Below are 26,415 nucleotides of genomic sequence, written 5' to 3' on the forward strand. Positions count from 1 at the left end.
AATCTCACTCACTGATGTCATACTCATCTCGCACAACTCTATTAGTTTATGAATCAAAGATACTTGTAATATCCTGATATCGGTTAATTACACGATAAATCTCCACATATTCGCTACTTACTTTATAGATAATCACATAATCTTCCCATATCGCATATTTATAATCTGTCCGAAAGCTGACTCGTTTAGAAAGATTTGTACCTATTCCCGGAAACATCTGGAGATTCTCAAATTTACCATAAATCTCGTTTATAGTCTTTGCAGCATACTCTTCATTATCTTCTGCAATATAATCCCGGATATCTTTTAAATCCTTTACAACAATCGGATTAATCCGCAACTTTAACATCTTACTCCCCCATAAGTGCTTTTAGTTCATCCAGATCAAGCCATCCTTCTCCATCTTTCACTGCTTCTTCCGCTTCCTGCAGCTTCATCCAGAGCTTCTTCTCTGCATGATCACGCTCAAAATCTTCAATATCCATGACCACATAGCGCCCCCTGCCATTCTTAGTAAGATATACAGGCTCTCCTTTACGACAATTCTTCAGAACTTCATTATAATTTCTCAAATCAGATACCGGCAAAATGTTTGGCATATCGTTCAGCTCCTTCCTTCGATTTCTATTGTTTCTGTTATCTTTATTATACGAAAAAAGCCGTAAAATTCAACGTAAAATTTTACAGCTTTTTCTTCTGTTTGTTCCCGTAATCAGTGATTCTCCAACTGAATCCGCATATCACAGGAATCACAACCGATCACTGTGTGTGAACTTTCCTGTTCCAGCAGAGTCACATTGCCGCCACAGAAAGGACAGATCCAATTTACTTTCTTTCCCGCTTTCAGGGCTTCCATTTTTGAGACAAATTCCTCTGTATTCACATTCGCTTTCTTGCATCTTTCAGTCCAGTCACCTCGAATCCGCTTCTGCAGTTTTCCATTTTCATCAAAGATCACCTGATCTCCCTCATTGATTTCACGATCATACAAAAGCTGATCCGGTATCTTGACTCTCTTTTCTGCTCCTGCCTCATCCTGCAATGTCACAACAGCCATAACAGGCTCATCATCCATTCGCTCTTCACAGCCAAAATCTATATCTTCCTCTATTTTCTGTACTTTGAATATCATTGAGGTCCCTCCAATACTGTCTGCTAATCCAGTTTCATCAAATCATCCGGATAAATATTTCTGGCACGTCCTAAATCAGGAAAAGCATTGATTTTTGATTTTGATGTTTTAAATCTGACCCGATCCCCTGCCTCCAAAGGCGGAAATTGGTCGATCCTGTAAAAAAGCCAGTCGCTTTTTGCATTCTCTCCGTCCGGCGGATCCGCAATATGTCCTTTGATTCCATAGCATCGAAACTGTTTCTGGGCTACTTTTCTCACGCAAGAAATCTCTGTTTCGTAATAACCTTCTTCGTCTTTCTCTATCTGATAGCCGCCCTCCACTATCTTTTTCGCCTGTTTGACATAATCTTTCGCCTGCTTATGAAAGTCCGCTGTCTGATATTCCACCAGCACACCACACCGATGCAACTCATCATAAATCACACTTAAATCGTCTATGCTGATCAATTTGCGCATCTGCATTCCCATAAGCGGAGTTTTATTTAATCGGTCATATGGCACTGTTACCAGAGGAAAGTAATGCTTGCTCATTGCCCATGCTGCACCCATTTCCACAAGACAGAATGCACTTTGTTTCTGTATCCGTAACAAGCCGCACAACTAATGTAAACATTGGAATTAATTCATCTCCCCAATCCACTAGCGAACCGGAAATGACTACATTTTCATTTTCTATAATATCCTCTTTCATCAATGCAAGCCGCTCTTCGCTTTTTCTTTTAGTGGTATATTGCGGATTGGCAGGTACCCAGAAGTAATCATCTGTATCCATAAATTTATATCCCAATTCTTCACTGATTTTTCTGCCTAATGTACTCGTTCCAGAGCCTGAAGCTCCATAAATATGTATTACATTTTTCATATTTCAATCGCCACCTTATCTAAGCCTGATTTGAAATAAAATGTACTATTTCTTTTCCTGGTTCAAGTATATATGATACCAGGTCTAACGGATATACCTTTATGCACTTTTCTACAAATTTTTAATGCGTTTTAATGCGTGTGAAACGCATTAAAACGCATTAGAACTCATTAATTACCTGCCATTTTTCTGTCCGTATGGCCTCCCACATATTTTATATATTCCACAAACTTCCATCCGGCATCAGATAGAGATTTCCCTTTTCTACGCAAAGCTCTTCCCCGGTCTCCATATCTATTGTCACTACATATTCATGATAAACCGGATCTTCCACCCACCGTGAAAGAAACAGCACATTGCCGTCTCTGCAGATCATGCTTTCGTTGTCTCCGATCGGGAACTTCCTTTTTACCGGCCAGATTGCCTCATATTCGTTATGCGTCTGCCTTCCCAATATCCACGGAGTCATCTCCAGCTTCAGATTGTAACAGTCCTCCACTTCATCCAGATCCAGGGAATGCAGGATCTCCGGTTTTGCCCCGGGAATATAAGTGTAGATCAGAATTTTCCGCAAAGAAAAATCTACTGCCAGAATCCCAAAACGATCCTTGTCCCAAACCGGATTCTCATAATAGACATGTTTCTTTTGTGGGAAGGGATGGTACACTGCCCCGTCAGGATAATGAAAAAAATAAGGGCAATTACCCGGAAATTCTTTCCCTTCTTTCTCCATAATTTCCGCGTCAAACAAATCGCATACATCTTCCTCAAAGGCAACTCCCAGATACCATTCCTCCGAACCTTCCACACGTTCCACATACATCTCGGGAGTCATGAATTTTTTTATTCTCATAGGATACTTCTCCTTTCTCATGCCATTCATCCTCAAATTTACTTCATACTAGCATGGCACAATTCGGCCCTCAAGGAAGATATCTGTAATTATTTCTTAATGTTTTTAAAAACTCCATATCCTATACTTTTTCTATTTGTTTTTCATCATCCTAATAAAGTTTTCGATAAATCTTCTCCAGATCGTCAGCCCCAAATTTCACATAGCTCTGGCCCAGTAGACGCTGCTGCGATTTCTCCACACTCTCGGCAAAACTTCGGATTTCTTCTTCTTTCATTCCGTATTCATGAAGCGGTGTCCTCCGGACCAGGCCATCCAGCAATTTTTCAATCTCCTTGTAAACCATATCAGGTTCACACGAAAAAATTTCCGCCAGAAATGTATTCAGCTCCAAGATTCCTCCATCTGGATTTGTTTCCTGATATGCCTGGAATACTGCTGTCAGGAACTGATAATTGGCCTCTCCGTGTGTCACATGGTAAGTTCCGCTAAGCGGATAGGACATAGCATGCACTGTTCCTGTTCCGGCAATGGCAAAGGAAATGCCTGCAAGATCACTGGCTATCAGAAAGTCTTCAAACAATTCCTCTCTGCTGTCTGGTCCTTTCTCTTCCAACATACGGAAGCCCTTGAGAAAAATCTGCATAGCCTCTTTTGCAAACATCCGTGTATACAATGTACTTTTCGGCGATACATAGGACTCGATAGCATGGATCAGGGCATCAATCGCACTCGTTACAAAAAAGTGCCATGGCAGTTTCCCGAGAAGTTCCGGAATAAGTACCGCCTGATCCGGATACATCTCCTCACCGGCCAGTCCCAGCTTTGTCTGAAGAGCTGTCATCTCCGCGATAGATACATTTGACACCTCTGCACCGGCTCCACAGGTCGTCGGCACAGCAACCAAGGTCCGTATCTTTCTGACCGGCACCTTCCTTTGATAATATTCCGCAGCTTTTGCCTCTCCGTCCAGCACCAGGATCTTTGCCATATCAATCACTGCTCCGCCGCCGATCGCAATGACCCTGTTACAATCCGTTCTTCTGAAATCTTTTAACAGAGCATCTACCATCAGATCTGTAGGTTCGCCCTGTCCGTATTCGCTTTTAAAATGTACAACAGCACCGCTTGATCGAAGTTCTTGAAAATAAGTCTCAAATACTGACTGACTCGTAAAAACAAAGTCTCCCTCTCCGATCTGAAACTCCTTTATAAATTCACTCGCTTTTTGATATTTGTATACTTCTGTAATTTCCTGAAATAATTTCATCCTCTGCTCTCCTTCCAAATAGTCCAGTCCGGCAATCCCTGATTCCCGTTTCATCTGGTCATCTTTTAATCTATTTTTGATATATTCTCATTTTATCACAAAACACGGTCAGCTACACAGACAGCTTCTTTAACATACTCTCCGTCCTTTTCTCTATCAGAAAAATACAATTATTAATATACTGTCTGTACGCCGCTTTCGCTTCATCCTCCTGAAGGTTCAGGCCAAATTGTCTCCCCGGTAAATAGCAGTTGTTTTTTGTACTGATCTTGTATTGATTGATACGCCGGCATTCTTCTTTTACCAGCTCATAACATCCTTCCCTGCAGTTGGATATGGACAGGGAGATGACGTCATAGTTCCCATTCACATAATCATTGAGCAGGAAGAAATCAATAAAGTTTGAAAACCCTTTCCATCCTCTTCCAAATAATTCGAACCATTCTTTTTCTTCACAGATCTCCTGCCACAAAGACTGTTTATGGCTGGATACCCCTTCAAACCCACATTCATAGGCATTCTTGATTTCATCCAGACACAAATCGATCCTGTCATAGATACCTTTTCCGCCTTTCGTTGTGTTGATGGAAGGAGTCTTTCTCAACCAAAGCATATGCCCTCCGAGAAGTCTGGTCCTCTTCAATCCCTCTCCGATCTCCCTGTCTGTAAATCCATATTCCAGTCTGGCCCAGTTCCAGGAAGGTCCGATGTAGTCTGACCCGTATCTACGACCTTCCTCATCCGTAAGTTCCGTCTCCTCTGTTTTTGAAAATAACAACTCATTTTCCGCATAATTCGTTTTCCCACCAAACACTTTTGCCAGATCTTCATATAATCTATGACTCCGGCAATCCGGATCCAGGCTCTTCCTGCCACAATCCTTATCATAGCAGTATTTTTCGGGATCAAATGCTCCTTTATTTTTCATTTCCAGAACATCATCAATATAGCAATAATCTCTGTTCATCTTAATTTTCTCCATATTTTTCATATAATCTCCTGGCTTTCTCCGCCACCTGGCGTCTGATACTCTCCGGTTCCAGAACTTCCACCCGGTCACTATATTGAAGTGCCCAGTTCACCATTGCAAACGGGCTGCACATTACCTCCACAATATCACTCTTTCCCACGAATCGGAATGTATCTCCAAACCAGTCGTGAAGAAAAGTATAGTCTGCCTTTTCCCGCACTCTTGTTATCTTCAATCTGATTTTTACCGGCTCATCAAAAGCCATGTTAAGGTGTGAAAGATGAAAGTCTTCACTCCATTGCTTTGGAAGATTTTCCACGCTCTCTTTTTTCAATGCCGGAATTCCTGGAATTCCAAGTTTTTCATCACGTCCCGGTATCTCCATTTCTCCCATCAAATCCACTCTCCAGATAGACATATTCCGGACAATTTCTCCGTTGATCGTCACCTCTTTACATGCCAGAAGATAATATTTCCCTCCATTTGCAACAAGGTAATACGGGCTCACTGTATCTTTCTCTTTCCTGACAGGTTCCAGTTCCTTTCTCCTGTTGTAGCCATAAAACCGAAATCTGATCTGCACTCTCTCCTCAATCGCCTGCTGGATCATCTTGAGATTCTCTCGTATTCGCCCCTGATCCGCAAGCTGCGGTTCATTCACTCTGCAAATCTGTTTTGCTCCCTTAGGATAAAATTTTGTTGTAAGATGGCTCTCTATCTTTTCTATGAGTTTCTCCCCGTCTTCAGGTGTCATTGTCTTTGAAAATAAAATGCCTTCTATCAGACTGTTGATCTCGTCGTAAGAAAATATATGATGATAGTACAATCCCCGGATCGGCATCCGCTGGGTACCCTCTTCATCTTCTTCCTCAGTTCCTTCGCTCCCATATCGCTTGGCAAAGGCGTCAAAAACAATACGCCATTCTTCCTCCGGATTTATCCTTTCGTTACTGTCCGAATTCATGGCATTTGCCATATTCACTATAGTATCATTAAATGTTTCCTTGTTCCCGATATATTGCTTCAAATACTCAATCTTTCTCAGATCTGACTGCTTCACCTTATGCTCCTGATCCGTATTCTTTTTCAGATACTCAAGTATTCTGTAGGATCTCTCATATTTGGATGGTTTATTTGAATACCGCTCTGCCATACACCATTTCCTTTCAAACTACAGGGCAAGGGCATTTAGCCCCGCCCCCTTTTCTTTTATCTTAATATAAACTGATAATGATGTACAACGATATTCTCTTTCTTTTCCTCAAGAGGGAAAATCCAACGAATCAGCAGATCTGCTTTCTCCTGCGGTTCAAGCCATTCCGGATGCTCAGCTACCTGATCTCTAAAATCTTTATTCCAGATAACGGCATCCTCTCTCGGGTATTTCCCTTTCCTGTCATACATCGTCACTTCATATTCACTGTTGTAGATCTCAACCAGTATCTTTAGCCCGGTATGTTCGTAAAACTTCTGAAGTTCTGTCGGATGAAAGCTTTCCGGAATGATTTCTAAAAGATTCTGCACTTCAGGGATATATCTGTTCTTCATCAACTCAATAAATCGCAGATGCTTTCCATTTCTTGCATCCAGTTTCAGATAATCTTCGACAGCCTGAAAATGATTGATCAGTATGTTTTTCTGCGGTAAACCCATAAAAGCACCTCTTTCTTGATTCTCATGAATCACATATTCTCTTTTCCATGTACGTTACGCTTTTCATTATACAAAGTAAATGGGCGGAAAAATCCGCCCATTTAACATTTTTTCACTATTTTAACCTCTCCACTTTTATTCACTCTTTCCCGTGTCAATAATCTTTTGTAAGTTAAATCCATGCCAATCGCTCCCAGTGGAGTGGTAATCAGAATTGCCAGTACTACAACTAACAGCACAAGTCAGATCAGCAAAAATGCGATGAAAAAGCAGTATATAAAATTCTTCTGGTGATTACGGATCAGAGTAAGAAGATTAATGTATCTTCTCCAAAGATTCCATAAAATAACCTCCCTTCAATTAAATGTCTATTGTATCTTATTTTTTATACGCAAACAGGCTTCTGTGTGCATAATCCAATGTCTGGAGAACGGCATTTGAATTAGTCCACGAATATCTTTATTGCACCAATAATCAATCAGCCAATTTGCTTTTTCATCTTCCTTTACCACCTTCAACGATTTCAGGTATTCTTTTCTTTCTATCGAAATTTTCCTTTTTAATTCATCATAAGATAACTGTTCAAGCATTTTTTCTGTGCTTTCCCGCACTTCAAAAATATATGAATATAATTCTTCCAGATTCAGCTGTTTTGAAAAATCTGCAATCTGCTGTTTCACGAGTTCATTTCCTGTTGTAATGATGGGCGAATTGATACGCTTTTGATAATTTCCCACAAAAAATACTTGTTCATCTTCCTTTATCACCGAATGTGCTACGATATCTTCAATACGGAAAATATGCCAGATCGAATAAGCGATCGTCTTACTATGATAGCCATCAGCATTAATGAACGGGATCGAGTTAAAATCTTCTCTGCGTAGTTCCTCTTTTAAAGATACTAAGGTTTGCATTAACTGACTTCGTAAACTGAACAAAGTATCAACCCCCATCTTATATGTATCTTTCTTTTTAATTTGTCCCTGCATTGTTTTATTAAGTTCAGACCATTCTTTATTCATGTTCTATTTACTCCTTTTCTATTATTTTACCAAGATTGAAACAAGAGTAACAAGATTAATTTTTCTATAATTGAAAAGCACTTGGGCAAGGAGTCATAAATAACTCCTTGCCCTTCATTTTGTCCTTCATTCTGAATTATCTCAATTCACTCACTTCTATTGCATAAATTTCCGACCACTCATTCATGTTTAGCAATTCTTCCTTTTTCGCAATTCCCGAATACCCATAAATAAGCATTCCATTCTCTTCGATATACTCTGCTGCCTCTTTGTATATTTCAGAAGTCTCATTCATCATTTTTAAAAATGATTCTTGTTCTCCCATATATCTCAGCATACTTTCAAAATGGGTCTGCATAACCTCTGTATTCTCAATTTTATTCTCCAAAGGCTGCGTTTCTTCGTCATGATTCCATATAATCATCTCTGGATATTCCTTTGTGTCCCATCCCAGATTACATGAACGTAACAATTCGCACTCAATGCCCAGATTTTGAATTCTTCCTCCAGTATATACGGCACACCAGTTAGCATATGAATTCTTTTCCTTTTTAAATTTAACAAATTCATTGTAATCGACCATTTTATCCAATGTTGCATAAAAAACATACTTTACATTTTCTTCTAAGCCTTGAAGAGCTTCTGTGGCCTGTTCTCTGGTTCCACCTGAGAAAAACATCTCTTTGCCCGCTGCCTCTATCTCACGAAGCGATTGTTCTTTCAAATCCTCTAACTGAAACCAGGCAAATACATTATCGTGAGGTGGATTTAGCAAATTCATATCATAAAGATTCAAATTTCCTTTATTCAAGGCACCTGCAATATTCGTAAATTTCCCATTATAGGAAACATTTTGATAAATGTTGATATCATAATTTCCATAACCTTTATCTCGTACTACAACATTATCCCGAACATATCCTGGAATTTTTAATTCTGTATACACCCTGAGATCCAAACTCATTTGATTTGTATTTTCAAATATCTCCTTTCCCGGGTCATAATAAAACAATGAAACAATGTTAGGAAATACAAACAAAATCAAACATACAATCACAATGACAATACTTCCAGTGATAATCCCCATTTTTATAAATGCCTTACGAATACTTTTTTTAATCATACCTGCAAATTGTTCTGTTTTGTCGTATTCTTCACTTTGATTATACTCAACATGTAATTCTTCACCTAATTCATCTTTTTCAAATAAATATTCGCTGATTGCCTCTTGTCTTTCGATATCCTGCTCCACTTTCTTTTGAAGTTCTTCCGGCAATTTCTTTTTATCATATAATTCTAATAATTCACGGTACTTCATATCCTTCCACCTCCATCAATTTCTTTAAATCTTTTTTTGCTCTGTGACTAAGCACTCTCACATTTTCCTGGGAAAGCTGTAAAACATTTGCAATTTCTTTTAATGGCATCTGCCCAAAATACTGTAGCTCCAGTACTTCCCTCTTAACAGGGGATAATTTTTGCATTGCTGTGTACAAAATTCTTGTCTCCTGTTTGGAAATATATTCTTCTAGAAATTCGTCAACCTCTAATTTAGAAATCTTCTTCAAATATTCCTCATCACAAATTTCCCGCCTGTTTCGTTTATACAAATTGTAAAAAAGATTTCTTGCGACTTTATACAACCATGCCCGCATATTTGTGTGATATTCCGGTAATGCCAGGATTGCTTTTAAGAAAGTTTCTTGTAATAAGTCTTCTGCCAACTCTTTTTGCTGGCACATAGAATACAAATACAAAAACAATTCTTTTCCATACTGATGATATAATTGTTTTATCATTTTTTCTTCCAAGCATCTCACCTCTTTTTCATAACTTAATCCTATCTACCCATATAACAAATTAAATGTCAATATGTTACACATAAAAAGAGAGGGCCGCTCCATCATCTGATTTGGATGACTTTACGACCCTCTCTACGCTTTGGACTCCATCATTTATATCCCATAAATTGGTCAGTGCTAAACTTCCATTGTACCTGAATTCTTTTTAGCAAGCCCTCTTATCAATACGCCAATCAATACGACTGTATCTACAACTAACATTGCTATAATATTTTTTACTATTCCATAAATAAAAAGTATAGAAAAAAGTTCCACTGATAAAGCAAGGAAGCACATATAGTTTGTTAAATACTCTGTCATAACCTCACAATAAAAATTCATCTGCAATTTTCCGTAAATAATCGGCCTGACAAAATAACGGATTACAATACACGCTATCGGATAAGCAAAAATAAATTTCTTGTCCCGTAATGATACGTTTTCTGATATAATACTTCGTATATCCTCAATAGAAATTCCCAATGTTCTAAGATATGCAATCTTTTTAAGATTCTCTATATCGCTATTGGAATAGTCTCTATAACCGTTTCTTTCATTTCTTACAGGAACAATCAGTTTTTCTTTTTCATAAAAGCGTACATTTGAACGTGATAACCCTGTCAGTTTTTCAACCTCTTTTATTGTCATATCATGCACCTCTTCTCAAGCACCTATATTCTATTTTTGAATATAAATTATAAACAGTGTTTACAGTCAAGCAGAACTTGCAGCAATCAACACCTTAAGCTCTGAAGAACTACATTGTTTTATTAAGTTTACACCATTCTTTATTCATGTTCTATTCCTTCTCAAATTGCATATTCTCGAATCTGCCCTCCCTTCATTTACCGAAAAAAACTTGAATCCTATTTTCGATTTCAGAACGATATGATAGAATGGGGAGGAAATTGAGAGAATACGGGGAGAATATATATGAATCTGAAAGCAAAACTGGAAAAACTCAGGGAACACCCATTGGTTCAGGTCTTGGAAAATAATCCTGGAAACCCGCGCACACTGGCATTGATCGAGCCCTTATGGGGCATTCCTTACAATCTGATCGCACCGTTTGCCACGCTGTACATGTACACCCAGGGCATCACAGACGTGCAGATCGGTCTGATTCTATCCATCGCCATGGTGTTTCAAGTGTTTTTCTCATTTTCCGGTGGCATCCTGACCGATAAAGTCGGTAGAAAATTCACCACCATGATGGGCGACTTCTTTGGTTGGGCACTGGCTTGTCTCGTATGGGCTATATCCGACAACTTCTGGCTGTTTTTACTCGCTGCCGTCCTGAACTGTTTTGAGCAGATCAACCAGACCGCGTGGTACTGTCTGCTGATCGAGGACGCACGCTCAAAAGACCTTGTCAATATCTACACCTGGGTGAGCATCGGCGGTCTGGTGTCCATCTTCTTTGCACCGCTTTCCGGCTTGTTTGTCAATGCCTATTCGGTAGTACCGGTTGTGCGTGTTCTGTATCTGCTTTTCACCGTGTCGATGATCATCAAAATGCTCATCACCTTGAAATTCTGCAGGGAAACAAAGCAGGGGAAAATCCGACGTGCCGAAACCAAGGGTGTTTCCGTTTTCCAAATGCTCGGCGAATATCGGCAACTGATTCCTTACCTTCTGAAGGACAAGGGCGCTCTGAAGGCCGTTGCCGTTTCGGTCCTGCTGTATATCAGCAATATGGTAAACACCAACTTTTTCGGGCTGTATGTAACCCAAAGGCTCGGGCTTTCTGAAAACTACCTGGCCGTGTTTCCGATTTTAAACGCTGCCGTCATGCTTGTCTTTATGGTCGGTATCCAACACCGTATGAGCGTTGCAAAATTCAAGGTTCCGCTGTGGACCGGGCTCGTTCTGTACTGTGCAGCTGCTCTGGTGTTGATTCTCTCTCCTGTCAACAGTTTGGTGCCTGTTCTTGTCTACGTATTCACTGCTGCCGTTGCCGCCGCATTGGTGAATCCGCGCAAGGATGCACTGCTCCAGCTCAGCATCAACGCACAGGAGCGCGCGCGCCTGAACGCTCTGATCATGGCCTCAACCATTGCACTCTCCTCTCCGTTCGGCTACCTGGCCGGATGGCTTTCCAGCCTGGACCGCCGTCTGCCCTTTATATTTACCATCGCGCTGTTCATTCTGGCGATGTTGGTCATCGGCCACATTCAGGATCCCCAAACAGAGGAAGCACGCGCCTGAATAAAACGACTGCATCCTCCATTTGTCGAGAAAATAAATTTAACAAACTCAGACAAACAGAGAGCCGGAAAGTCCGCTGTTTATGCGTCTTCCCGGCTCTCTGTTTACTATTCGCCACCAACATATAACATAATTGTTAAATGCCAAGTTGACTTTTATGGGTTTTTATATTCGTAATATCCTTATTTTACTCATTATCCATGGTTTCCGACCAAACAGGTATCATACGGGTATCACGAATATTTCTCCTTAATCGCCCTATCTACATGGTGCTAACACCATGTAATTCTATCCAATAAGCCAGGATTTATAGGGACTTTACCGTACCTTTTTGAAAACAATTAGTCGTCATCCCAAGACGTTCCCATCAGCTCTTTTATCTCAGCACCAGTCGCATAATCGCAACTAATTTCTTCAACCGCACAACTCTCACAAACATCACCGTTTGGATAGTATTCATTATATATTCCAGCCCCATAAGAACGACCGATTCGTCTTCTTGCATCAGAAAGTTCAAATTCTTCTCCACAAAATTTGCATATTGGCATAGCAAATCCTCCATTTAACTAATTCTTATAATTTCTAAAATCTTCTTCTGATTCGTAAATATCATCAGAAGAAATACTATTTTTATGACCGCATTCTGTACTTTAGCTGAAGCACCATTAACATCACCCTAACATCACAGCAAAAAAGAAATCCCAAGAACGCCCATTTTACAAGGATTCTTGGGATTTACTAATTATTCAAACTCGTAAACCAAATCTAATTCTATACAGTTTTGTATAGAATATTTGGTTCTATTTGATTTTATTTGTTTCCAACTGTCATGTTTCTATGGTCTGTCTCTGCTAGTGTTATCAATTCGTTATCATGATGATGTTATCATGCTCACTTAAATGTCTGGGTCTGCCTTATGTCTTGCTTTCAGTCTTGCATGCACATTTGAAGCTCCGTATAACACATCTGTGACTGTCACTTTATCCGGATCTACAATGTAACAGACAAGATAATTATCAATTACCATTCTGCGCATTCTCCAAGATCGTTCCGGCTCTACCTCGAAAACCGGACATCTCTCAGGATTACTTTCCAAAGTGAGAATTGCATCTGCAATACGATTATATTGACCCATAGCATTCTCCGCTGCCAAAAGAACATCTGCTATATAATCATAGATCCCTTCCATATCGTCAAGAGCTGTCTGGGTAATTTCTACAATCCGTTTCCCCATCACCTATGAGTCTCCCTAAACTTTTTGAATGCTTCTGCAGCGTTCTCTGTCCTTCCGGCTCTGTAATCATCATAACCTTTCTGAAGCTTCGCATGAAGAGCCGCATCTGTCATCTGAGAGGCATCTATATCTGCCGGTGCCTTTGGAAGCGTAACGGAAAACGGAATCCCTCCAACTAAAACTACTTGATTCAGGAACATATCGACAGCCGTTGACATTGGTATGCCCAGACGCGAAAGAACTGTCTCTGCCTCTGATTTTAATGTGGGATTAATCCGTAGATTAAGTGTTGCTGATTTCTCCATAATGTCACCTCCGTTTATACTTTAATTGTAACGTCTTCGTCGTTACGTGTCAATAATGAGTTGTAGAATAGTTTAATACTATTTCTTCTTTAGCCCATATCGACTATAACCTCTGTATATTCTTAACTTCCTGACTTTTTCTCACTCAAACTCGGCGTGTTTCCCGATGTTATTAACTATATTTGTTTAGGTTTTGTGTGGATTCATGCCGATATTTACTTCTATTACATCAGTTATTTTGGTTTACTGATTTTCTGTTGCCAAAATGTTGCCACGCCTTTATTATAGCAAATTCTTGCAGATTGACACCCTATTTTTGAATGTTACGCAATAAAAGCCCGTTTTCAGGGCGATAGGCATAAAATATCACCTATGTTCCTATTTTTCATCATGTAACCACTGAATGAATTCTGGAACACCTGGCAATATCTGATTGCCATGATAAATCACACCATCCATATCGCAGATAAACCTTTTTTTCTCGTTAAAATCAATTATGGAATTTCCCATATTCATATATGCCCTGCCTTTCTTTTTCTTTAGAGTACGCCTTGTTCTTTTACTTCTGAAAAATCTATTTTCTACGACCATTGTAATATCGTATCATACGCACATAAAATCAAATACATAACGGCGTGAAATCAAAGTAAATTATTCTATCAGCAGAACCTTTTATGACAATATATCTTTTACACATGTACTCCGATAGTCACTAGGCGATATTTTATATCTTTCCTTAAATACCCGGTTAAATGTTCTCTGACTTTCAAAGCCACTATCCAGGCAAATATTTGTAATAGAATCACTCGTATTTTCCAAACGATGACATGCGTAGTTGAGCCTTGCATCGTTAAGATACTGGTTGAAATTCCTATGAAATGTTTTGGAAAAGAGTCTGGATAAGACATATTTGCTTACTCCAAGGTCTTTCGCCATCTCTTCCAGTGAAAGCTTCTTTTTGAAATTTGCTGATATATAGGAAACCGTCTGGTAAATAAGGTCATTGCTCCCCACATGGCTCTTCTCTACCAGATTCAGTTTTCCTATGCAGCGTGCCAACACAATTTGAAGATAAGCCTGTGCGACTGTAATATCCGACTGTTCTGTCTCTAAGATCGCATTGATAACCCTATATACCTCCGGCTCAACCTTTTCCGCTTTGATAACTGGATATTCAGGAGCCATGGACTGCATGATATCTGCAAATTTACCAATCGTAAAGGGCGATGCGATCAGATAAGTCGCTTTATTTACACCGGGTGTCAGTACCTGATAGTGATGAATAATATCCGGAAATACAAAGCCTATATCTCCTTTTTCCATATGGTAAAGTTCCTGTCCGACACCAAGCTCTAATGTTCCACTTGTTACACAAACAATCTCCAGTGCATTATGAAGATGTGGTTCAATATGTTTTGACTTTTTATTTACTGCTATGATCTCCTCTTTTGTGTCAACATATTTTAACTGCATGAAATACTCCCCTTTGCAACATTTGTCTATATCTTCTTTCGATTTGGCAAGCAATCCTTTTTCATCTATCCTATAATCAACTTGTAAACAAGGAAAGGAGGAATCGCAAATGAGCAATCTTAAAAAATATCTGAACGACCTTTTAGTATTCTACGCTGACTATTTTGAGCATCCATATCATGTATAAATACTAAAAGGACTATTTTGTGAAAACTGAATATTTTTTCTTAAGACCATTTCACAAAAATGAAGTGGTCCTTTTTTTATAAACTTTCAATAAATCTTTTGAATGCAGCTTTCCCGTTAAGCATTCCAATTGCTTCTTCTATATTCAAAATACTGTCCCCCGCTCTTTTGCCTGTTTCATTGTTTCATAATATGTAAAAGCATTGTCTAATTGAAGATTCAATCAGACAATGCTTTTCCCTTCAAATTTTACTCCATGTCTGATGCATCTGTTACTTCATCTGCAGTGATTCCTTTTTCTGCTTTCAGTTTCTTATTTGCACCTTCTACATTCATTCTTGAAAGTACAAACATAATCAATACATCAAAGATTAATGGAAGCCACAGATACATAAACTGCATCATATCAAGTGCGGACTGTGGCTGAGTTGCATTTGTTCCAACGTAACCACTGAAATCAAGCATCCATCCAACAACAGCCGTTCCAATACCTCCACCGATCTTTACACCAAGAGACGTACAAGAGTACATAGTTCCGTCAATTCTCTTTCCCTGTGTAAGATAAGTGTATTCAGAGCAGGATGCGATAACCGCATTCATATCTCCCTGCCATGGTCCCTGTCCTAATGCTGCAAGAGCCGTAAATGCCATCATCAGCGGAACGCTACCCATATATCCGGCAACAACAACAAGTGCTCTACCGATAACTGCTAAGATATAACCTCTTAAGTTCAGTTTGTACATACCTTTCCACTTACCAACTAAAGTTGGTGTGAAAATCAAAGCAATGATCAGTGGAATATTAACTGCCCATGCAAACTGTCCGAACAAGTTTTTGTTTTTCAGTACCCATGTCATGTAATAAATACCGGCTCCAATCATGGCACTGTATAACTGCTGTAAAATGTAAGTTCCACAGATCATCATGTAATATTTGTTTTTGATAAGAAGCTTAAATGCCTGTACCATTCCGTACTTCTCATCCTCATTTTTTACTTCCCCTTCGTTAAGTTCCTCTTCTGGAAGTTCTTTAACAGAAAGAGCAGAAATTGTATTTACAATAAGACCAATAATTGCATAAATAATTGCTACAGTTCTCCATGCAGCTGCATCTCCACCACACTTATCTACAAATCCAACTGTAATTGCCTGAATCAGAAGGCTTGTTAAAAATGCAAAAATGAAACGGTAAGATCCCATCTGCACACGTTCTTTGCTGTTCTTTGTGATGAGTGATGTAAGTGCTGAATATGCAATATTATTAGCTGTATAAAACACACCATTTAACAGTGTATAAGAAATAAAGAACCATGCATATTTAGCGGTTGTTCCCCAGCTGACTGGTACTGCAAAACAGCAGACTAATGTAATGGCACATCCAATATAGCCATATAACATCCAAGGCTTTGCTTTTCCCATTTTGCTGTGTGTTTTGTCGATCATTGATCCAAAGAATATATCTGTAAAACCATCAATTAATTTTGATACGGCAATCAGGGTACCTACGACACCAGCAGCAAGTCCTACTGAGTCTGTCAGATAGACCATCATAAAAGATGTCAGGAATGCATAGACTACATTACCTGCGATATCACCTGAACCATATCCAATTTTGTTATACCATTTTAAATACTTTTTTTCTTCCATAGAATTCTTTTGCTCCTCATATTCATCGCACTTAGAATCTCAAGATGCCTAACAGTATGGTGCCTAATTCTAAATTTTTTTGCTTTGTTTTTGTCTGATTGTTCTGTATATCCGGACTTTACAAAACACCCAGACTCTCCTTCCTTGTTAACGGGTTACTTAAAACTTTATTATCCCTTTACATACGGAACCAGAGTAAACTGGAACCGGAATAATACATCATTAAATCGATACTGATCCAATACAACCGGACCACAACTGTTAGAACCTATTCCATTTAATGCATAGTCAACACAAAATACCATGCTGTCTGATTCTGTCAATTCATAATTATGCGTTTTCTTCTCAAGTTCTTCCTGTGTATAATAAGAAGCATTGAATGAAAATGCCTTTTCTGCGGATGCCACAATTCCATATCGGCTGTTGTTAAGCTCTACATATTCACAATCATAATGGCTTCCGTTTTCCTGTGGACGGATATAGTCCTCATGTAAATCCCCTACATTTGCCCGGTACAGACCGTGACTCGCTGCCTGATGTTTATCACGATAGCTCTCCTGTGGTCCCATTCCAAAGTATCTGGCATCTGAAAGTTTCTTATCCAAAAACATTCTCACTCCAAATCTCGGAAGATCCGGGAACTCTCCATCTTTTGTTACTGCTATATCTGCATCAATCTTTCCTGCAGCATCTATTTTCCATGTAATCGTCACATCAAGAATCTTCTGTACCGTCTCTGCCACAACGGAAGCATGGCTTGTAATCTTCACACCATGTTTTCCCTGTGCAACCTCTGTCGTATAGGCTCTTGTGTAAGCCTTATCATAGTGAGCTTTCTTCCATTCAGACTTGATGTACATATCGTTATCTGTTGGAGCTCTCCAAATATTCAACTCCATCGGATGATTCAGATATTCCCGTCCTGCAAATTTCATCTCTGTAAAGAGAGCCGTACGTCTGTCTATGGTGTAGGAAAATTCACGACCTTTGATATGAATCTGTGTATCATTTTCATTCACCTGTAATTCAGAGTTCGTTGCTGTTTTTTCCATCCATTTCTCTGCGAGCTGACATTTTGCATCTTTCTGACTTACCTCAATTTCATCAAATCCCAGAATGTGGTCTTCCTCTAACAGTGGCATTTCTTTTTTCAGATGGTAAATAAGTTTTAAATAGCATTTTCCGCTTTCTGGAACATTGACTTTCAGATTTGTCTTTCCTTCACTGTGTGGTGCCACAGACACTTCTGAAAGTTTACCTTTTCCGATTACAAGACCATCTTGCGTCAGTTCATAACTGATGTTTACATAATCATTCAGGTCATCAAAATCCATATAATTGTGAAGTACCAGCTCTCCACTTTCTTTATCATAAGAAACCACCCTTGCCGGACGATAGACATTCTTGTATTCCAAAAGTCCTGTGTGGGCAGTTCTGTCCGGATATACTAATCCATCCATGCAGAAATTGCCATCATGGATATCTTCGCCATGATCTCCTCCGTAGGCATAGATTGTCTTTCCATTCTCAGCAGTGCCATGAGCAATCGCATGGTCACACCATTCCCAGACAAAGCCGCCGCACATTTTATCATTATCCTGTATCATCTGGAAGTAATCTTCAAAATCTCCAGGGCCATTTCCCATGCTGTGGCAATATTCTACCAGAAGGAATGGTTTGCTTCCGTCCTTGTCCAGATATTCCTGAATCTCGGAAAGTGCCGGGTACATACGGCTGTACACATCCAAGTTGCTGTAATCATATGTTTCATCATAATTACGGTATCTTGCACTCTCATACTGTGTGATACGGTCCGGATCAAATTTCTTTGTCCAAGCAAGTGCTTTTTCAAAGTTGCAACCATAAGCACTTTCATTTCCCATTGACCACATGACAATACAAAAACGGTTTTTATCACGTTCTACCATGAGTTTCACACGGTCAACGATAGCTGCTTCCCACGCCGGATCATCCGCAATTTTTTCATTCCACCGCTTGAATCGATTGTAATCCGTGTCTTCTTTTCTGTAGAGCATAAATGGTCCATGAGCCTCTATATCTGCTTCATCTATCACCATAAATCCATACTTGTCACACATTTCATAGAAAAATGGTGCATTCGGATAATGGCTGGAACGGATAGCGTTAAAATTGTGCTGCTTCATTAGCGTAAGATCGGTTGTAATCTGTTCCACACTAATTGTAAATCCAGTAACCGGATCAGAATCATGTCGATTGACACCACGGAATTTAATCTTCTGTCCGTTTAAGTAAATAATCTGATCTTTGATCTCTATCTGTCTGAGTGCGATATGATCTACAATTACTTCATTTTCTGTTTCAAGGATCAGTTTGTACAGGTATGGATTTTCTGTATTCCAAAGCTCCGGACTTGCAATCTCTAACACCGCTGTTCCTTCTTCGGTAATACTTCCTACTGCGACAACTGCTCCATTTTTATCTTCAATCGAAATTTTTACATTTGCCGGAGAGTAGAATTTCACATCAAGTTCTATCTTTGCAAGCATATCCTCAATCTTTGTTTTTATATGATAATCGCTGATTGCCTGCTCCGGACGTTTCAAAATGTACACATCCCGGAAAATTCCACTCATACGGAATTTGTCCTGATCTTCCAAGTAAGAACCGTCACACCACTTCATTACCAATACTGCTATGGTATTCTTTCCATCCTGAAGAAGGTCGGTAATATCAAACTCACTGGTCATATGAGAAACCTGGCTGTATCCCACATAAGAACCATTGACCCATACATAAAAGCAACTGTCTACTCCCTCAAAATTTAAAAATGCTTTTGGTGCATTTTCATCTTTATGATAGTCAAAAGTATGTGCATATGCTCCACACGGGATATCCTGTGGTACATACGGTGGATCAAATGGGAACGGATACCGGATGTTTGTATACTGGTGTGTGTCATATCCTGCCATCTGCCATACACTCGGAACCTGAATCTCGTCAAAGTTTTCTGTATCATAATCCTTCTCAAAAAAAGATTCCTGAATATCATAGATGCTGTTATAATACTGAAATTTCCAAGTTCCGTTTAATAACTGCATACGGTCTGATTCTTCCCTGTGTTCCACCAGGTTGTCCATTCTTTTGGATGCCGGAACATAATAGGCTCTGGCTGGCATTGTGTTTTCATGCAGTACACTTAAATCCTCATAATAACGTGGTACAATCATAAATAACTCTCCTTCAATACATATACATTTTTTTATACGTTGTTCTCCCACAGCAAGTCTTGTTCTTTACTTTTTTGTTTACGTTTCTTTGTTTTTCTATACATATCTTATCCTAATCCGCAAAATATGTCTATGAATTGGATTAGACAAAATATGCACTAAATGATACAATGGTAAAAAGTAGGAAAAGAGGTGCTGCCCTATGTATATGAATACTGGTTATCTGAACCACTCCCATATGGATTTCAAAGACAAAAGTCGCCCACTGATTGTAGGAAGCTGTGGTACTTATCGCCTTTCCAGCCATCCAAAATTACCAACCTACCGTCCAAGGGGACGCCTGGATTATCAGATCATCTATATCACTGCCGGTTGTGGACATTTTCATTTTGACAATGTAGATAATGAAACGATTGTTCCCGCCGGTAATATTGTACTGTACAGACCGAAAGAGCTTCAGAAATATGAATATTATGGGGAAGATAAGACAGAAGTATACTGGATTCATTTTACAGGCAGCAATGTTAAAAATATCTTACGTCAGTATGGATTTTCGGATAAAGAACGGGTTTTCCAAGTTGGCACATCTATGGAATATGAACGGGTTTTCAAGCGTATTATCATCGAACTCCAACGCTGTCAGGATGATTATGAGGAAATGCTTGTTCTTCTGCTTCGTCATCTACTAATCACTTTCCACCGAGAACTGACACGAGAACATATTCTGAAAAACGAATACCTGGATCAGGAAATGAACACTGCAGTTACCTATTTCAGCGAAAATTATAATCAGGACATCAACATAGAGGATTACGCAGCCTCACGAGGCATGAGTGTCAGTTGGTTTATCCGGAATTTCAAAAAATACACCGGTTCCACACCAATGCAATTCATCGTAGGAATCCGGATCAACAATGCTCAGATGTTACTTGAAACAACAACCTATTCCATCAATGAAATCTCTAAAATCGTCGGATATGATAACCAGCTGTATTTCAGTCGGCTTTTTCACAAGCTGAGAGGATATTCACCGCGAGAATACCGAAAGCTGAGAAACAAATTCTGAAATCCACAAAGAGGATACCACAGAATCATCAAAGCAATGATTTGTGGTATCCTCTTCTCTCTTTTACTATTCTTATTTTACGAACTCAACCGAATAATAATACATATACTCATTATCTGTATCTATGTATTCACCTTTAATATCCTGTATCGGCAACGAACTCACTCCTTGTTCGCCATAGATCAGTGCTGCCAATCCTTGCTCTGTTCCGTATTCTATCGGGCTTTTGTTCTCTATAGACGTTGCAGATCTGCCATAATATTCTCTGTTTGCAACACCCTCCAAGATTGGCATTTCTGTCATATATTTTGAATATTCATCTGCCGCAATAAGCTTTGCAGTAAAATTATCAAAATCCGGCGTAATAACAATCCATCCATTTTTTGCAGATTTCACATCCTCATAGGAAAGTTCCAAAACCTTCTTATGAGAAATTCGTTTTCCAGACTGGTATTCTGACAAGTAAACATACAATGTTTGAAATGTATCTTTTGAATTGTATCGAAACATCATGGTTCCATCAATTCCAGATAACAATTCAGCTGTTTTCATTTCTACACTATCTGGTGCTACTGCTTCTATATAATTTTGTGGTTGCCGCAATTTATTACATACCATGATTCCAAAAACAATAACACATACTCCCACAACAATAAGAAGTACAGCAATAATCTTCTTTAAATAACGCTGTTTATGACTACTATCTTTTGATATCTGTATCAGTGTATCTTCCGATTTTTTTTCTACATTAGTTACCTCAATATCTTCACCAGCCAAAAATTCATTTAGACTGATGCCTAATATTTCACATAATTCTAAATACACAGACACATCTGGTAAACAGATCCCTCGTTCCCACTTAGAAACTGACTTATCACTCTTCCCCAGTTTCTCAGCGAGCTGTTTTTGAGTCATACCAAGTTTTTTTCTTTTTTCTGCAATATAGCTTCCGATTTTCACAAGGTCCATAGCCATTCCCCCTTTTGGGATTATAGTATCTATTTTCTCAGAAAAAGTACACCCCTTAATGGTAGAATCATGCTGTATTCAACAGATTTTCATTGAATTACCAGAAATTGCTGGAATAGAATCTTCTGATTTTTTGAAGGCGGAAAAAGCGGTCAACCATAAAGATCAACCGCTTAGAATTGTTATTTACCCAAAAACGAATATACCTCTACCAACAATCACACACTATTCTTTGCTATTTGAATTTTTCCCGATTGTATATTTCCAAATCGTATTCATCAGTTTCTTTTCATCCAACGGCTTCGATAAGTGTTCATTCATTCCGGCTTCTTTGCTTTGTTTTTTATCATCCAGAAACGCATTTGCAGTCATTGCAAAAATAGGAATTGTTTTTGCTTCTTGCCGTTCCAGTGATCTAATTGTTTTTGTAGCAGTCAGTCCATCCATCACCGGCATCATAATATCCATGAGAATCACATCAAAATAATGCACCTCTGATTTCGCAAAAATATCGACTGCCTCTTTTCCATCTTTTGCAGTGACGACATTGATTCCAGCATTTTCCAGAATAAACTTAGCAATCTCCATATTCAACTCATTATCTTCTACCAAAAGTGCTGTCAATCCCGAAAGATTTTTCGATAAATTTTCCTCTTCCAGCGTGTCTTCTTCTTTATAATCTGAATCGAGTTCAAATGAAATTGTAACTGTGAAGGTTGTACCGACATTTAATTCGCTTTCTACCGCAATCTTTCCGCCCATCATTTCTGTGAGTTGTTTGGCAATCGGCATTCCAAGCCCAGTTCCCATATAACTGGTCCTTGCACTGGAATCTTCTTGTGCGAACGGTTCAAACACATGAGAAAGAAAACTTTTACTCATACCACGCCCTGTATCTGAGCATCTAAACTTATAGGTTGCCTTTCCACCTTCACATGCTACTTACGCATGAAACCATTCCTTTCCTTCTTCCTGTGGGATTTCGCAGGTGTCTTCTACTCCATAGAAACGCTTTACAAAATATTTTGTTGGAACTTTTCCTCTAAGTGTCAGATATCCCTGTTCTTCCAGTTCTTTGTTCAGGTTACCAATGATTTCATAAGCCGATGTCTGTTTTACTTTTCATCGACACCTGCGCTGAGGAGCATCCTCACCATTCTCAAAAACGGACAGGATAGGATTCCCCTCAATCAAGCCGCTGAAGCACCTGTGCCGAAAAATGGCACCCGCCACGGGATCACACGAGGCGCTGATGCTTTCCGGAAAGGGGGTGCAAACATATGATCAACCAGTCAACGATTGATACCCTCAAGCAGATGCGGTTCTCAGCCATGGCCAAAGAACTGGAGTCCCAGCTGAGCGATCCTGATACCTACAGCAGTCTCGGCTTCGAGGAGCGGATCGCTCTCCTGGTCGATGCAGAGTGGAACCGCCGCCAGGCCAATAAGCTCGCCAAATGCATCCGTGATGCCGGATTTTCAGCGCCAAATGCTTGTATGGAAGAGATCGAATACCATCCGGACCGTAAGCTGGACAAGACGCAGCTGACACGCTTCTCTACGATAACCTGGCGTACCAGGAGTACATGAGGATCTACTATGATGGCGGAGATCCAATGTCATTTAAGGAGCATGTGGATTCCATGATAAGGATTGCCCAGGGTCAGGATGACGACCGGTATTAAGTTGTCAAGGTAATAATCTATAGTCATCAGCGTATGTGCTGGAATGACTCTATGTAAGATGTCCTGAAAACATCAGGTCATCGGCTGTGGAGTCAACGCTCCATCAGCACGGAATGCGTTTGCTTTGTTTAGCTGTCATTCATCTGGCAGGATGGCACTTGTCAATGTCGTAGTTGCGTCAGCGAGGCGATAACAGCCATTGCAAGCTCCATTCTCGCCAGATACCGTCTTTAGGCAAAGTAATCGAATATCGAGTGGATCAACCATCCGGAAGGATGGTTCACTTCACCGGAAAAGTGGTTCGCATCGTTGGCAAAGTGCAGTTGCCGACCGGTACAGCCAACCGGCAAGGCGGTACTCTTGTTTCGGCAGGGTGGTACAGTTAGACCGTGCAGATGGTACTAATTCACCGTTATTTACATCCTGTATTTTGAATATTTATCTTTTCATATACTCTGTACTGACAGGTGCAAAACAGGACATCCTATTTCGGATTTTTGCAAAAATTATTTTTTTTACGGTTGCTTCCATAATGTATCTGGTATCAGGAGCTCATTGAAAAAGAGTATAAAAAAAACAGTTTGCTCCAACGGAAAATACTTCCATTAAAACAAACTGTTCTTTAATTTCCACTAATTATATCTTTCTGAATTTGGATGATTTTGCGAAAATCTCGTCATTGTCCGGAATAAAAGCAAGAGAAAAAAATAAATTTTAACTCCATTTGCACTCCACCGGGCAATTCAGAAGTCCCGCAAAGCCTTTATTTACGGGCTTTTTCGCATTTTCGTCCGCTATTCAAACTCGGCAAGCCCAAAGATATTCTTAAATATATTTGTTTAAGTTTTCTATCTTTTTTGCCGTTATTTTATTTCAGTTGCATATATTATTTTGGCTCGCTGATTTTCTGTTGCCAATTTGTTGCCACATTCTCTTTGTTATAAACGTTGTTTTAACACATCATAAAAATGTTCTGTTTTTCGCTGTTGGCTCACAGATTCATAAATAAAGCGATATTCTCTATCCACATCATTTCTCGCTAATACGTATTTTTTAATATCCGTATACCTCTTTAATCGAGGCCAATATTGCAAAAAATCTGGCAAAGAAACATCTTCCTTCAAAAAAGTCGCTGTCGGCATATCTTTTTGTGCTGCCATACCTACTTCAAATGGAACCCATTGTGAAAATCTTGTTATATTCGACATAACAACGATTATATCTGTGCAATCATTCAAGTTTGCACGTATATGATCAGTTAAAGCTTTACCGTTTTCTGTTATAGAATTATCAAGCAAGTCAAGATAACATTCCACTTTAATTTCTTGCAATTCTTTTGCTATCAAATTTGCCGTAGCTACATCTTCTAATTTATGAGATATAAATATCCGCATTTCTTACCACCTTATCTTTAATAAACGTTAATACACATTCCGTCGAATCCAATCCTCCAATGAATCTTTTCGTTTAGCTATTACCGGAATATTTAAATTTGTAATATTAGAACTTGTACTTTCAGTAATCTTAACAGCAACAACCGGCTTACCAATAGAAATAGCAAATCGTATCTCATCCATCGACATTCCGTAATTATTTGCTGGACGATTTGAACAAACAACAACATTTGCATATTTAATCTGTCTTTGGATTTGCGGATCTACATTATATCGCCTATCAATACTGTCAAACGGTGAGCTACTTGGGACAGAATAATCTCTTACATTGTATTTTGTTCTATCCAATAATGCAGTAATTGTTTCATAGTCATCATTGTTCCAACGATGTGGTATAAATACATTTATCATTTAAATCTTCTCCTTCTACATTGCTTTCACTTAGATGGTATTCTTATTTACCAGTTGCCAATAATGTTGTCCCTGTGCCGTTAACTTACAAGATTTATGATGAATTGCAGCATAATACATATGTTCTTCTCCCACCGGAATTACCAAATTCAATTTTACAAATCTTTGCAAAGTTGCGAATATAGCCTCATGCTCTTTGTTTACATCTTTAACATCTGCTTCATGTTTATCAGGTTCATAAGTTGGATCTAATGGATATTCATCATATTGTGAAGTAAATATTTCCGTTATTTGTCGTAATTCTGCAATAGGAATCGGCGGTGCATTTTTTCTTAATGAAACAAAGCTACTAATGTTGGCCTTAAATAACGGTCTTTGCTCATCCCACGCTCCCAATGAACGATCAATATAAGAATAGATGCTACCTGGTGACACTTCACCTAATAAATTCATAGCACCACCATACAATGCTTCAACTAAAAGAGAAGTAAAAATGCCATGTCCATTTTCTTCTGAAGCATATTCTGATGGTCCACAAGCTGCAAGTATCGTTGTCCCATTATGTAACACAGAATAATTCTGCATTTCTACAGGATTAGAAATTGCTCCACTAAAACAACTATCCAGTATAATGATCTTATTTCTTGCTTTCGATTGTGCCACAAATCCCATCACTTCATTTAATGACACGCCTTCATCAGGACGTTGTATTTCACTCGTACATAAATATCCTCCTAATGCATCGAATGAGCCATGACCTGAATAATATAAAACTGCTATTTCCGAATCAGTTTTAAATAAATTTTCTATAGCATCCCTTAAATCATTTCTGTTTATATATGATGCCTCACTGGTAGCACACATGAGTTTTACTTCAAAATTTAAAGTTCCATCCCCATTTCGCTCTAAAGCTGCTTTTACTGAATTAGCATCATTTACACAACCATGCAAATCATCCACATGCTCATAACAATCAATTCCTACACACAATGCTTTTCTCATTTTCATCCCCCTTTCTTATCTC

General features: G+C 39.0%; 28 protein-coding genes and 2 pseudogenes. 3 read left to right on the plus strand and 27 right to left on the minus strand.

All coding sequences use genetic code 11. From position 1 onward, the window contains the following. Positions 1–46: 46 nt before the first annotated feature. From B5G11_RS03215 to B5G11_RS03280, 14 genes are all read right to left on the minus strand, one after another. A complete protein-coding gene (locus tag B5G11_RS03215; RefSeq protein WP_087252159.1) occupies positions 47–349 on the minus strand; it encodes a type II toxin-antitoxin system RelE/ParE family toxin in 303 nt (100 codons plus the stop codon). Position 350: 1 nt separating this feature from the next. Further along, the gene (locus tag B5G11_RS03220; protein WP_087252160.1) at positions 351–599 is read right to left on the minus strand and encodes a type II toxin-antitoxin system prevent-host-death family antitoxin; all 249 of its coding nucleotides are present in this window, start codon (positions 597–599) and stop codon (positions 351–353) included. A gap of 113 nt (positions 600–712) precedes the next feature. After that, positions 713–1,132 carry a hypothetical protein gene (locus B5G11_RS16490; RefSeq protein ID WP_191436321.1) on the minus strand — a complete coding sequence of 140 codons (420 nt, stop codon included), beginning with the start codon at positions 1,130–1,132 and terminating at the stop codon, positions 713–715. Between the two features lie 23 nt (positions 1,133–1,155). Beyond that, entirely contained in the window at positions 1,156–1,683 is a 528-nt protein-coding gene (locus tag B5G11_RS03230) for a hypothetical protein (protein ID WP_158099199.1), read from the minus strand. Beyond that, positions 1,625–1,996, minus strand: a complete 372-nt coding sequence (locus tag B5G11_RS03235; protein WP_144289667.1) for a shikimate kinase — start codon at positions 1,994–1,996, stop codon at positions 1,625–1,627. Before B5G11_RS03235 ends, B5G11_RS03230 begins: the two co-directional genes overlap by 59 nt. A gap of 214 nt (positions 1,997–2,210) precedes the next feature. Then, complete coding sequence (locus tag B5G11_RS03240) at positions 2,211–2,849, minus strand: hypothetical protein (protein WP_087252162.1); 639 nt, start codon at positions 2,847–2,849, stop codon at positions 2,211–2,213. 151 nt (positions 2,850–3,000) lie between these two features. Next, positions 3,001–4,173, minus strand: a complete 1,173-nt coding sequence (locus B5G11_RS03245) for a 4-hydroxybutyrate dehydrogenase (RefSeq protein WP_242958900.1) — start codon at positions 4,171–4,173, stop codon at positions 3,001–3,003. Positions 4,174–4,231: 58 nt separating this feature from the next. Then, complete coding sequence (locus B5G11_RS03250; RefSeq protein ID WP_158099200.1) at positions 4,232–5,101, minus strand: hypothetical protein; 870 nt, start codon at positions 5,099–5,101, stop codon at positions 4,232–4,234. Next, the gene (locus tag B5G11_RS03255) at positions 5,088–6,242 is read right to left on the minus strand and encodes a WYL domain-containing protein (RefSeq protein WP_087252164.1); all 1,155 of its coding nucleotides are present in this window, start codon (positions 6,240–6,242) and stop codon (positions 5,088–5,090) included. The genes B5G11_RS03250 and B5G11_RS03255 overlap by 14 nt, the downstream gene beginning before the upstream one ends. 56 nt (positions 6,243–6,298) lie before the next feature. Continuing rightward, the gene (locus tag B5G11_RS03260; protein ID WP_087252165.1) at positions 6,299–6,742 is read right to left on the minus strand and encodes a hypothetical protein; all 444 of its coding nucleotides are present in this window, start codon (positions 6,740–6,742) and stop codon (positions 6,299–6,301) included. Between the two features lie 368 nt (positions 6,743–7,110). Next, complete coding sequence (locus B5G11_RS03265; RefSeq protein ID WP_087166895.1) at positions 7,111–7,764, minus strand: phage head-tail adapter protein; 654 nt, start codon at positions 7,762–7,764, stop codon at positions 7,111–7,113. 136 nt (positions 7,765–7,900) lie between these two features. Next, positions 7,901–9,082, minus strand: coding sequence for an anti sigma factor C-terminal domain-containing protein (locus B5G11_RS03270; RefSeq protein WP_087252166.1), 1,182 nt, complete (start codon positions 9,080–9,082; stop codon positions 7,901–7,903). Then, positions 9,069–9,575: an RNA polymerase sigma factor gene (locus B5G11_RS03275; RefSeq protein ID WP_242958902.1), complete on the minus strand. Its 507-nt coding sequence runs from the start codon at positions 9,573–9,575 to the stop codon at positions 9,069–9,071. Before B5G11_RS03275 ends, B5G11_RS03270 begins: the two co-directional genes overlap by 14 nt. Before the next feature lie 168 nt (positions 9,576–9,743). After that, positions 9,744–10,253: a MerR family transcriptional regulator gene (locus B5G11_RS03280; RefSeq protein ID WP_087252167.1), complete on the minus strand. Its 510-nt coding sequence runs from the start codon at positions 10,251–10,253 to the stop codon at positions 9,744–9,746. Between the two features lie 285 nt (positions 10,254–10,538). Here B5G11_RS03280 and B5G11_RS03285 point away from each other — a divergent pair, with 285 nt between their 5' ends. Next, positions 10,539–11,813, plus strand: a complete 1,275-nt coding sequence (locus tag B5G11_RS03285; protein WP_087166892.1) for an MFS transporter — start codon at positions 10,539–10,541, stop codon at positions 11,811–11,813. 341 nt (positions 11,814–12,154) lie between these two features. Here the strand turns inward: B5G11_RS03285 and B5G11_RS03290 are convergent, their stop codons facing one another. The 7 genes and pseudogenes from B5G11_RS03290 to B5G11_RS03325 all read right to left on the minus strand — a co-directional run bounded on the left by B5G11_RS03290 (position 12,155) and on the right by B5G11_RS03325 (position 19,867). Next, positions 12,155–12,361, minus strand: a complete 207-nt coding sequence (locus B5G11_RS03290; protein WP_087252168.1) for a hypothetical protein — start codon at positions 12,359–12,361, stop codon at positions 12,155–12,157. Between the two features lie 347 nt (positions 12,362–12,708). Further along, the gene (locus B5G11_RS03300) at positions 12,709–13,047 is read right to left on the minus strand and encodes a type II toxin-antitoxin system RelE/ParE family toxin (protein ID WP_087252169.1); all 339 of its coding nucleotides are present in this window, start codon (positions 13,045–13,047) and stop codon (positions 12,709–12,711) included. Then, on the minus strand, positions 13,047–13,352 hold the full coding sequence (locus B5G11_RS03305) for a type II toxin-antitoxin system RelB/DinJ family antitoxin (RefSeq protein WP_087166891.1): 306 nt from the start codon (positions 13,350–13,352) through the stop codon (positions 13,047–13,049). Before B5G11_RS03305 ends, B5G11_RS03300 begins: the two co-directional genes overlap by 1 nt. A 381-nt stretch (positions 13,353–13,733) precedes the next feature. Further along, positions 13,734–13,868, minus strand: a pseudogene (locus B5G11_RS03310) (TIGR01457 family HAD-type hydrolase); the annotation flags it as partial. Between the two features lie 156 nt (positions 13,869–14,024). After that, positions 14,025–14,825, minus strand: a complete 801-nt coding sequence (locus tag B5G11_RS03315; protein WP_087151638.1) for an AraC family transcriptional regulator — start codon at positions 14,823–14,825, stop codon at positions 14,025–14,027. A gap of 435 nt (positions 14,826–15,260) precedes the next feature. Further along, the gene (locus tag B5G11_RS03320; RefSeq protein WP_087252170.1) at positions 15,261–16,658 is read right to left on the minus strand and encodes a glycoside-pentoside-hexuronide (GPH):cation symporter; all 1,398 of its coding nucleotides are present in this window, start codon (positions 16,656–16,658) and stop codon (positions 15,261–15,263) included. 170 nt (positions 16,659–16,828) lie between these two features. Further along, a complete protein-coding gene (locus B5G11_RS03325) occupies positions 16,829–19,867 on the minus strand; it encodes a glycoside hydrolase family 2 TIM barrel-domain containing protein (RefSeq protein WP_087252171.1) in 3,039 nt (1,012 codons plus the stop codon). Positions 19,868–20,069: 202 nt separating this feature from the next. Here B5G11_RS03325 and B5G11_RS03330 point away from each other — a divergent pair, with 202 nt between their 5' ends. After that, on the plus strand, positions 20,070–20,933 hold the full coding sequence (locus tag B5G11_RS03330) for an AraC family transcriptional regulator (RefSeq protein ID WP_087252172.1): 864 nt from the start codon (positions 20,070–20,072) through the stop codon (positions 20,931–20,933). A gap of 72 nt (positions 20,934–21,005) precedes the next feature. Here B5G11_RS03330 and B5G11_RS03335 read toward each other — a convergent pair whose 3' ends face one another. From B5G11_RS03335 to B5G11_RS16865, 3 genes and pseudogenes are all read right to left on the minus strand, one after another. After that, the gene (locus B5G11_RS03335) at positions 21,006–21,902 is read right to left on the minus strand and encodes a helix-turn-helix transcriptional regulator (protein ID WP_087166887.1); all 897 of its coding nucleotides are present in this window, start codon (positions 21,900–21,902) and stop codon (positions 21,006–21,008) included. A 225-nt stretch (positions 21,903–22,127) separates the two neighbouring features. Next, positions 22,128–22,526 (minus strand): response regulator, encoded by a 399-nt coding sequence (locus tag B5G11_RS16860; RefSeq protein WP_255396383.1) that lies wholly within the window; start codon positions 22,524–22,526, stop codon positions 22,128–22,130. An 81-nt stretch (positions 22,527–22,607) separates the two neighbouring features. Beyond that, positions 22,608–22,811: pseudogene (locus tag B5G11_RS16865) on the minus strand (ATP-binding protein); the annotation flags it as partial. A gap of 371 nt (positions 22,812–23,182) precedes the next feature. Between B5G11_RS16865 and B5G11_RS03350 the strand changes: the two are divergent. Then, the gene (locus B5G11_RS03350; RefSeq protein ID WP_087166885.1) at positions 23,183–23,491 is read left to right on the plus strand and encodes an ATP-binding protein; all 309 of its coding nucleotides are present in this window, start codon (positions 23,183–23,185) and stop codon (positions 23,489–23,491) included. Between the two features lie 1,033 nt (positions 23,492–24,524). Here the strand turns inward: B5G11_RS03350 and B5G11_RS03355 are convergent. From B5G11_RS03355 to B5G11_RS03365, 3 genes are read right to left on the minus strand one after another with little or no spacing between them, the layout of a single operon-like run. Beyond that, the gene (locus tag B5G11_RS03355) at positions 24,525–24,980 is read right to left on the minus strand and encodes a toll/interleukin-1 receptor domain-containing protein (protein WP_087252174.1); all 456 of its coding nucleotides are present in this window, start codon (positions 24,978–24,980) and stop codon (positions 24,525–24,527) included. A 27-nt stretch (positions 24,981–25,007) separates the two neighbouring features. Then, complete coding sequence (locus tag B5G11_RS03360) at positions 25,008–25,391, minus strand: hypothetical protein (RefSeq protein WP_087252175.1); 384 nt, start codon at positions 25,389–25,391, stop codon at positions 25,008–25,010. Positions 25,392–25,421: 30 nt separating this feature from the next. After that, a complete protein-coding gene (locus B5G11_RS03365; RefSeq protein ID WP_022425277.1) occupies positions 25,422–26,393 on the minus strand; it encodes a caspase family protein in 972 nt (323 codons plus the stop codon). Positions 26,394–26,415 lie beyond the last annotated feature (22 nt).

Origin of the sequence: Drancourtella sp. An57, from assembly GCF_002161525.1 — a bacterium.
Lineage (GTDB): Bacteria > Bacillota > Clostridia > Lachnospirales > Lachnospiraceae > Sellimonas > Sellimonas catena.

Bases quoted from the DNA above. Each gene is read 5' to 3' on its own strand.
- B5G11_RS03215 (WP_087252159.1), bottom strand. From the start codon at position 349: ATGTTAAAGTTGCGGATTAATCCGATTGTTGTAAAGGATTTAAAAGAT.
- B5G11_RS03220 (WP_087252160.1), bottom strand. From the start codon at position 599: ATGCCAAACATTTTGCCGGTATCTGATTTGAGAAATTATAATGAAGTT.
- B5G11_RS16490 (WP_191436321.1), bottom strand. From the start codon at position 1,132: ATGATATTCAAAGTACAGAAAATAGAGGAAGATATAGATTTTGGCTGT.
- B5G11_RS03230 (WP_158099199.1), bottom strand. From the start codon at position 1,683: ATGGGTGCAGCATGGGCAATGAGCAAGCATTACTTTCCTCTGGTAACA.
- B5G11_RS03235 (WP_144289667.1), bottom strand. From the start codon at position 1,996: ATGAAAAATGTAATACATATTTATGGAGCTTCAGGCTCTGGAACGAGT.
- B5G11_RS03240 (WP_087252162.1), bottom strand. From the start codon at position 2,849: ATGAGAATAAAAAAATTCATGACTCCCGAGATGTATGTGGAACGTGTG.
- B5G11_RS03245 (WP_242958900.1), bottom strand. From the start codon at position 4,173: ATGAAACGGGAATCAGGGATTGCCGGACTGGACTATTTGGAAGGAGAG.
- B5G11_RS03250 (WP_158099200.1), bottom strand. From the start codon at position 5,101: ATGGAGAAAATTAAGATGAACAGAGATTATTGCTATATTGATGATGTT.
- B5G11_RS03255 (WP_087252164.1), bottom strand. From the start codon at position 6,242: ATGGCAGAGCGGTATTCAAATAAACCATCCAAATATGAGAGATCCTAC.
- B5G11_RS03260 (WP_087252165.1), bottom strand. From the start codon at position 6,742: ATGGGTTTACCGCAGAAAAACATACTGATCAATCATTTTCAGGCTGTC.
- B5G11_RS03265 (WP_087166895.1), bottom strand. From the start codon at position 7,764: ATGAATAAAGAATGGTCTGAACTTAATAAAACAATGCAGGGACAAATT.
- B5G11_RS03270 (WP_087252166.1), bottom strand. From the start codon at position 9,082: ATGAAGTACCGTGAATTATTAGAATTATATGATAAAAAGAAATTGCCG.
- B5G11_RS03280 (WP_087252167.1), bottom strand. From the start codon at position 10,253: ATGACAATAAAAGAGGTTGAAAAACTGACAGGGTTATCACGTTCAAAT.
- B5G11_RS03285 (WP_087166892.1), top strand. From the start codon at position 10,539: ATGAATCTGAAAGCAAAACTGGAAAAACTCAGGGAACACCCATTGGTT.
- B5G11_RS03290 (WP_087252168.1), bottom strand. From the start codon at position 12,361: ATGCCAATATGCAAATTTTGTGGAGAAGAATTTGAACTTTCTGATGCA.
- B5G11_RS03300 (WP_087252169.1), bottom strand. From the start codon at position 13,047: ATGGGGAAACGGATTGTAGAAATTACCCAGACAGCTCTTGACGATATG.
- B5G11_RS03305 (WP_087166891.1), bottom strand. From the start codon at position 13,352: ATGGAGAAATCAGCAACACTTAATCTACGGATTAATCCCACATTAAAA.
- B5G11_RS03315 (WP_087151638.1), bottom strand. From the start codon at position 14,825: ATGCAGTTAAAATATGTTGACACAAAAGAGGAGATCATAGCAGTAAAT.
- B5G11_RS03320 (WP_087252170.1), bottom strand. From the start codon at position 16,658: ATGGAAGAAAAAAAGTATTTAAAATGGTATAACAAAATTGGATATGGT.
- B5G11_RS03325 (WP_087252171.1), bottom strand. From the start codon at position 19,867: ATGATTGTACCACGTTATTATGAGGATTTAAGTGTACTGCATGAAAAC.
- B5G11_RS03330 (WP_087252172.1), top strand. From the start codon at position 20,070: ATGTATATGAATACTGGTTATCTGAACCACTCCCATATGGATTTCAAA.
- B5G11_RS03335 (WP_087166887.1), bottom strand. From the start codon at position 21,902: ATGGACCTTGTGAAAATCGGAAGCTATATTGCAGAAAAAAGAAAAAAA.
- B5G11_RS03350 (WP_087166885.1), top strand. From the start codon at position 23,183: ATGATCAACCAGTCAACGATTGATACCCTCAAGCAGATGCGGTTCTCA.
- B5G11_RS03355 (WP_087252174.1), bottom strand. From the start codon at position 24,980: ATGCGGATATTTATATCTCATAAATTAGAAGATGTAGCTACGGCAAAT.
- B5G11_RS03360 (WP_087252175.1), bottom strand. From the start codon at position 25,391: ATGATAAATGTATTTATACCACATCGTTGGAACAATGATGACTATGAA.
- B5G11_RS03365 (WP_022425277.1), bottom strand. From the start codon at position 26,393: ATGAGAAAAGCATTGTGTGTAGGAATTGATTGTTATGAGCATGTGGAT.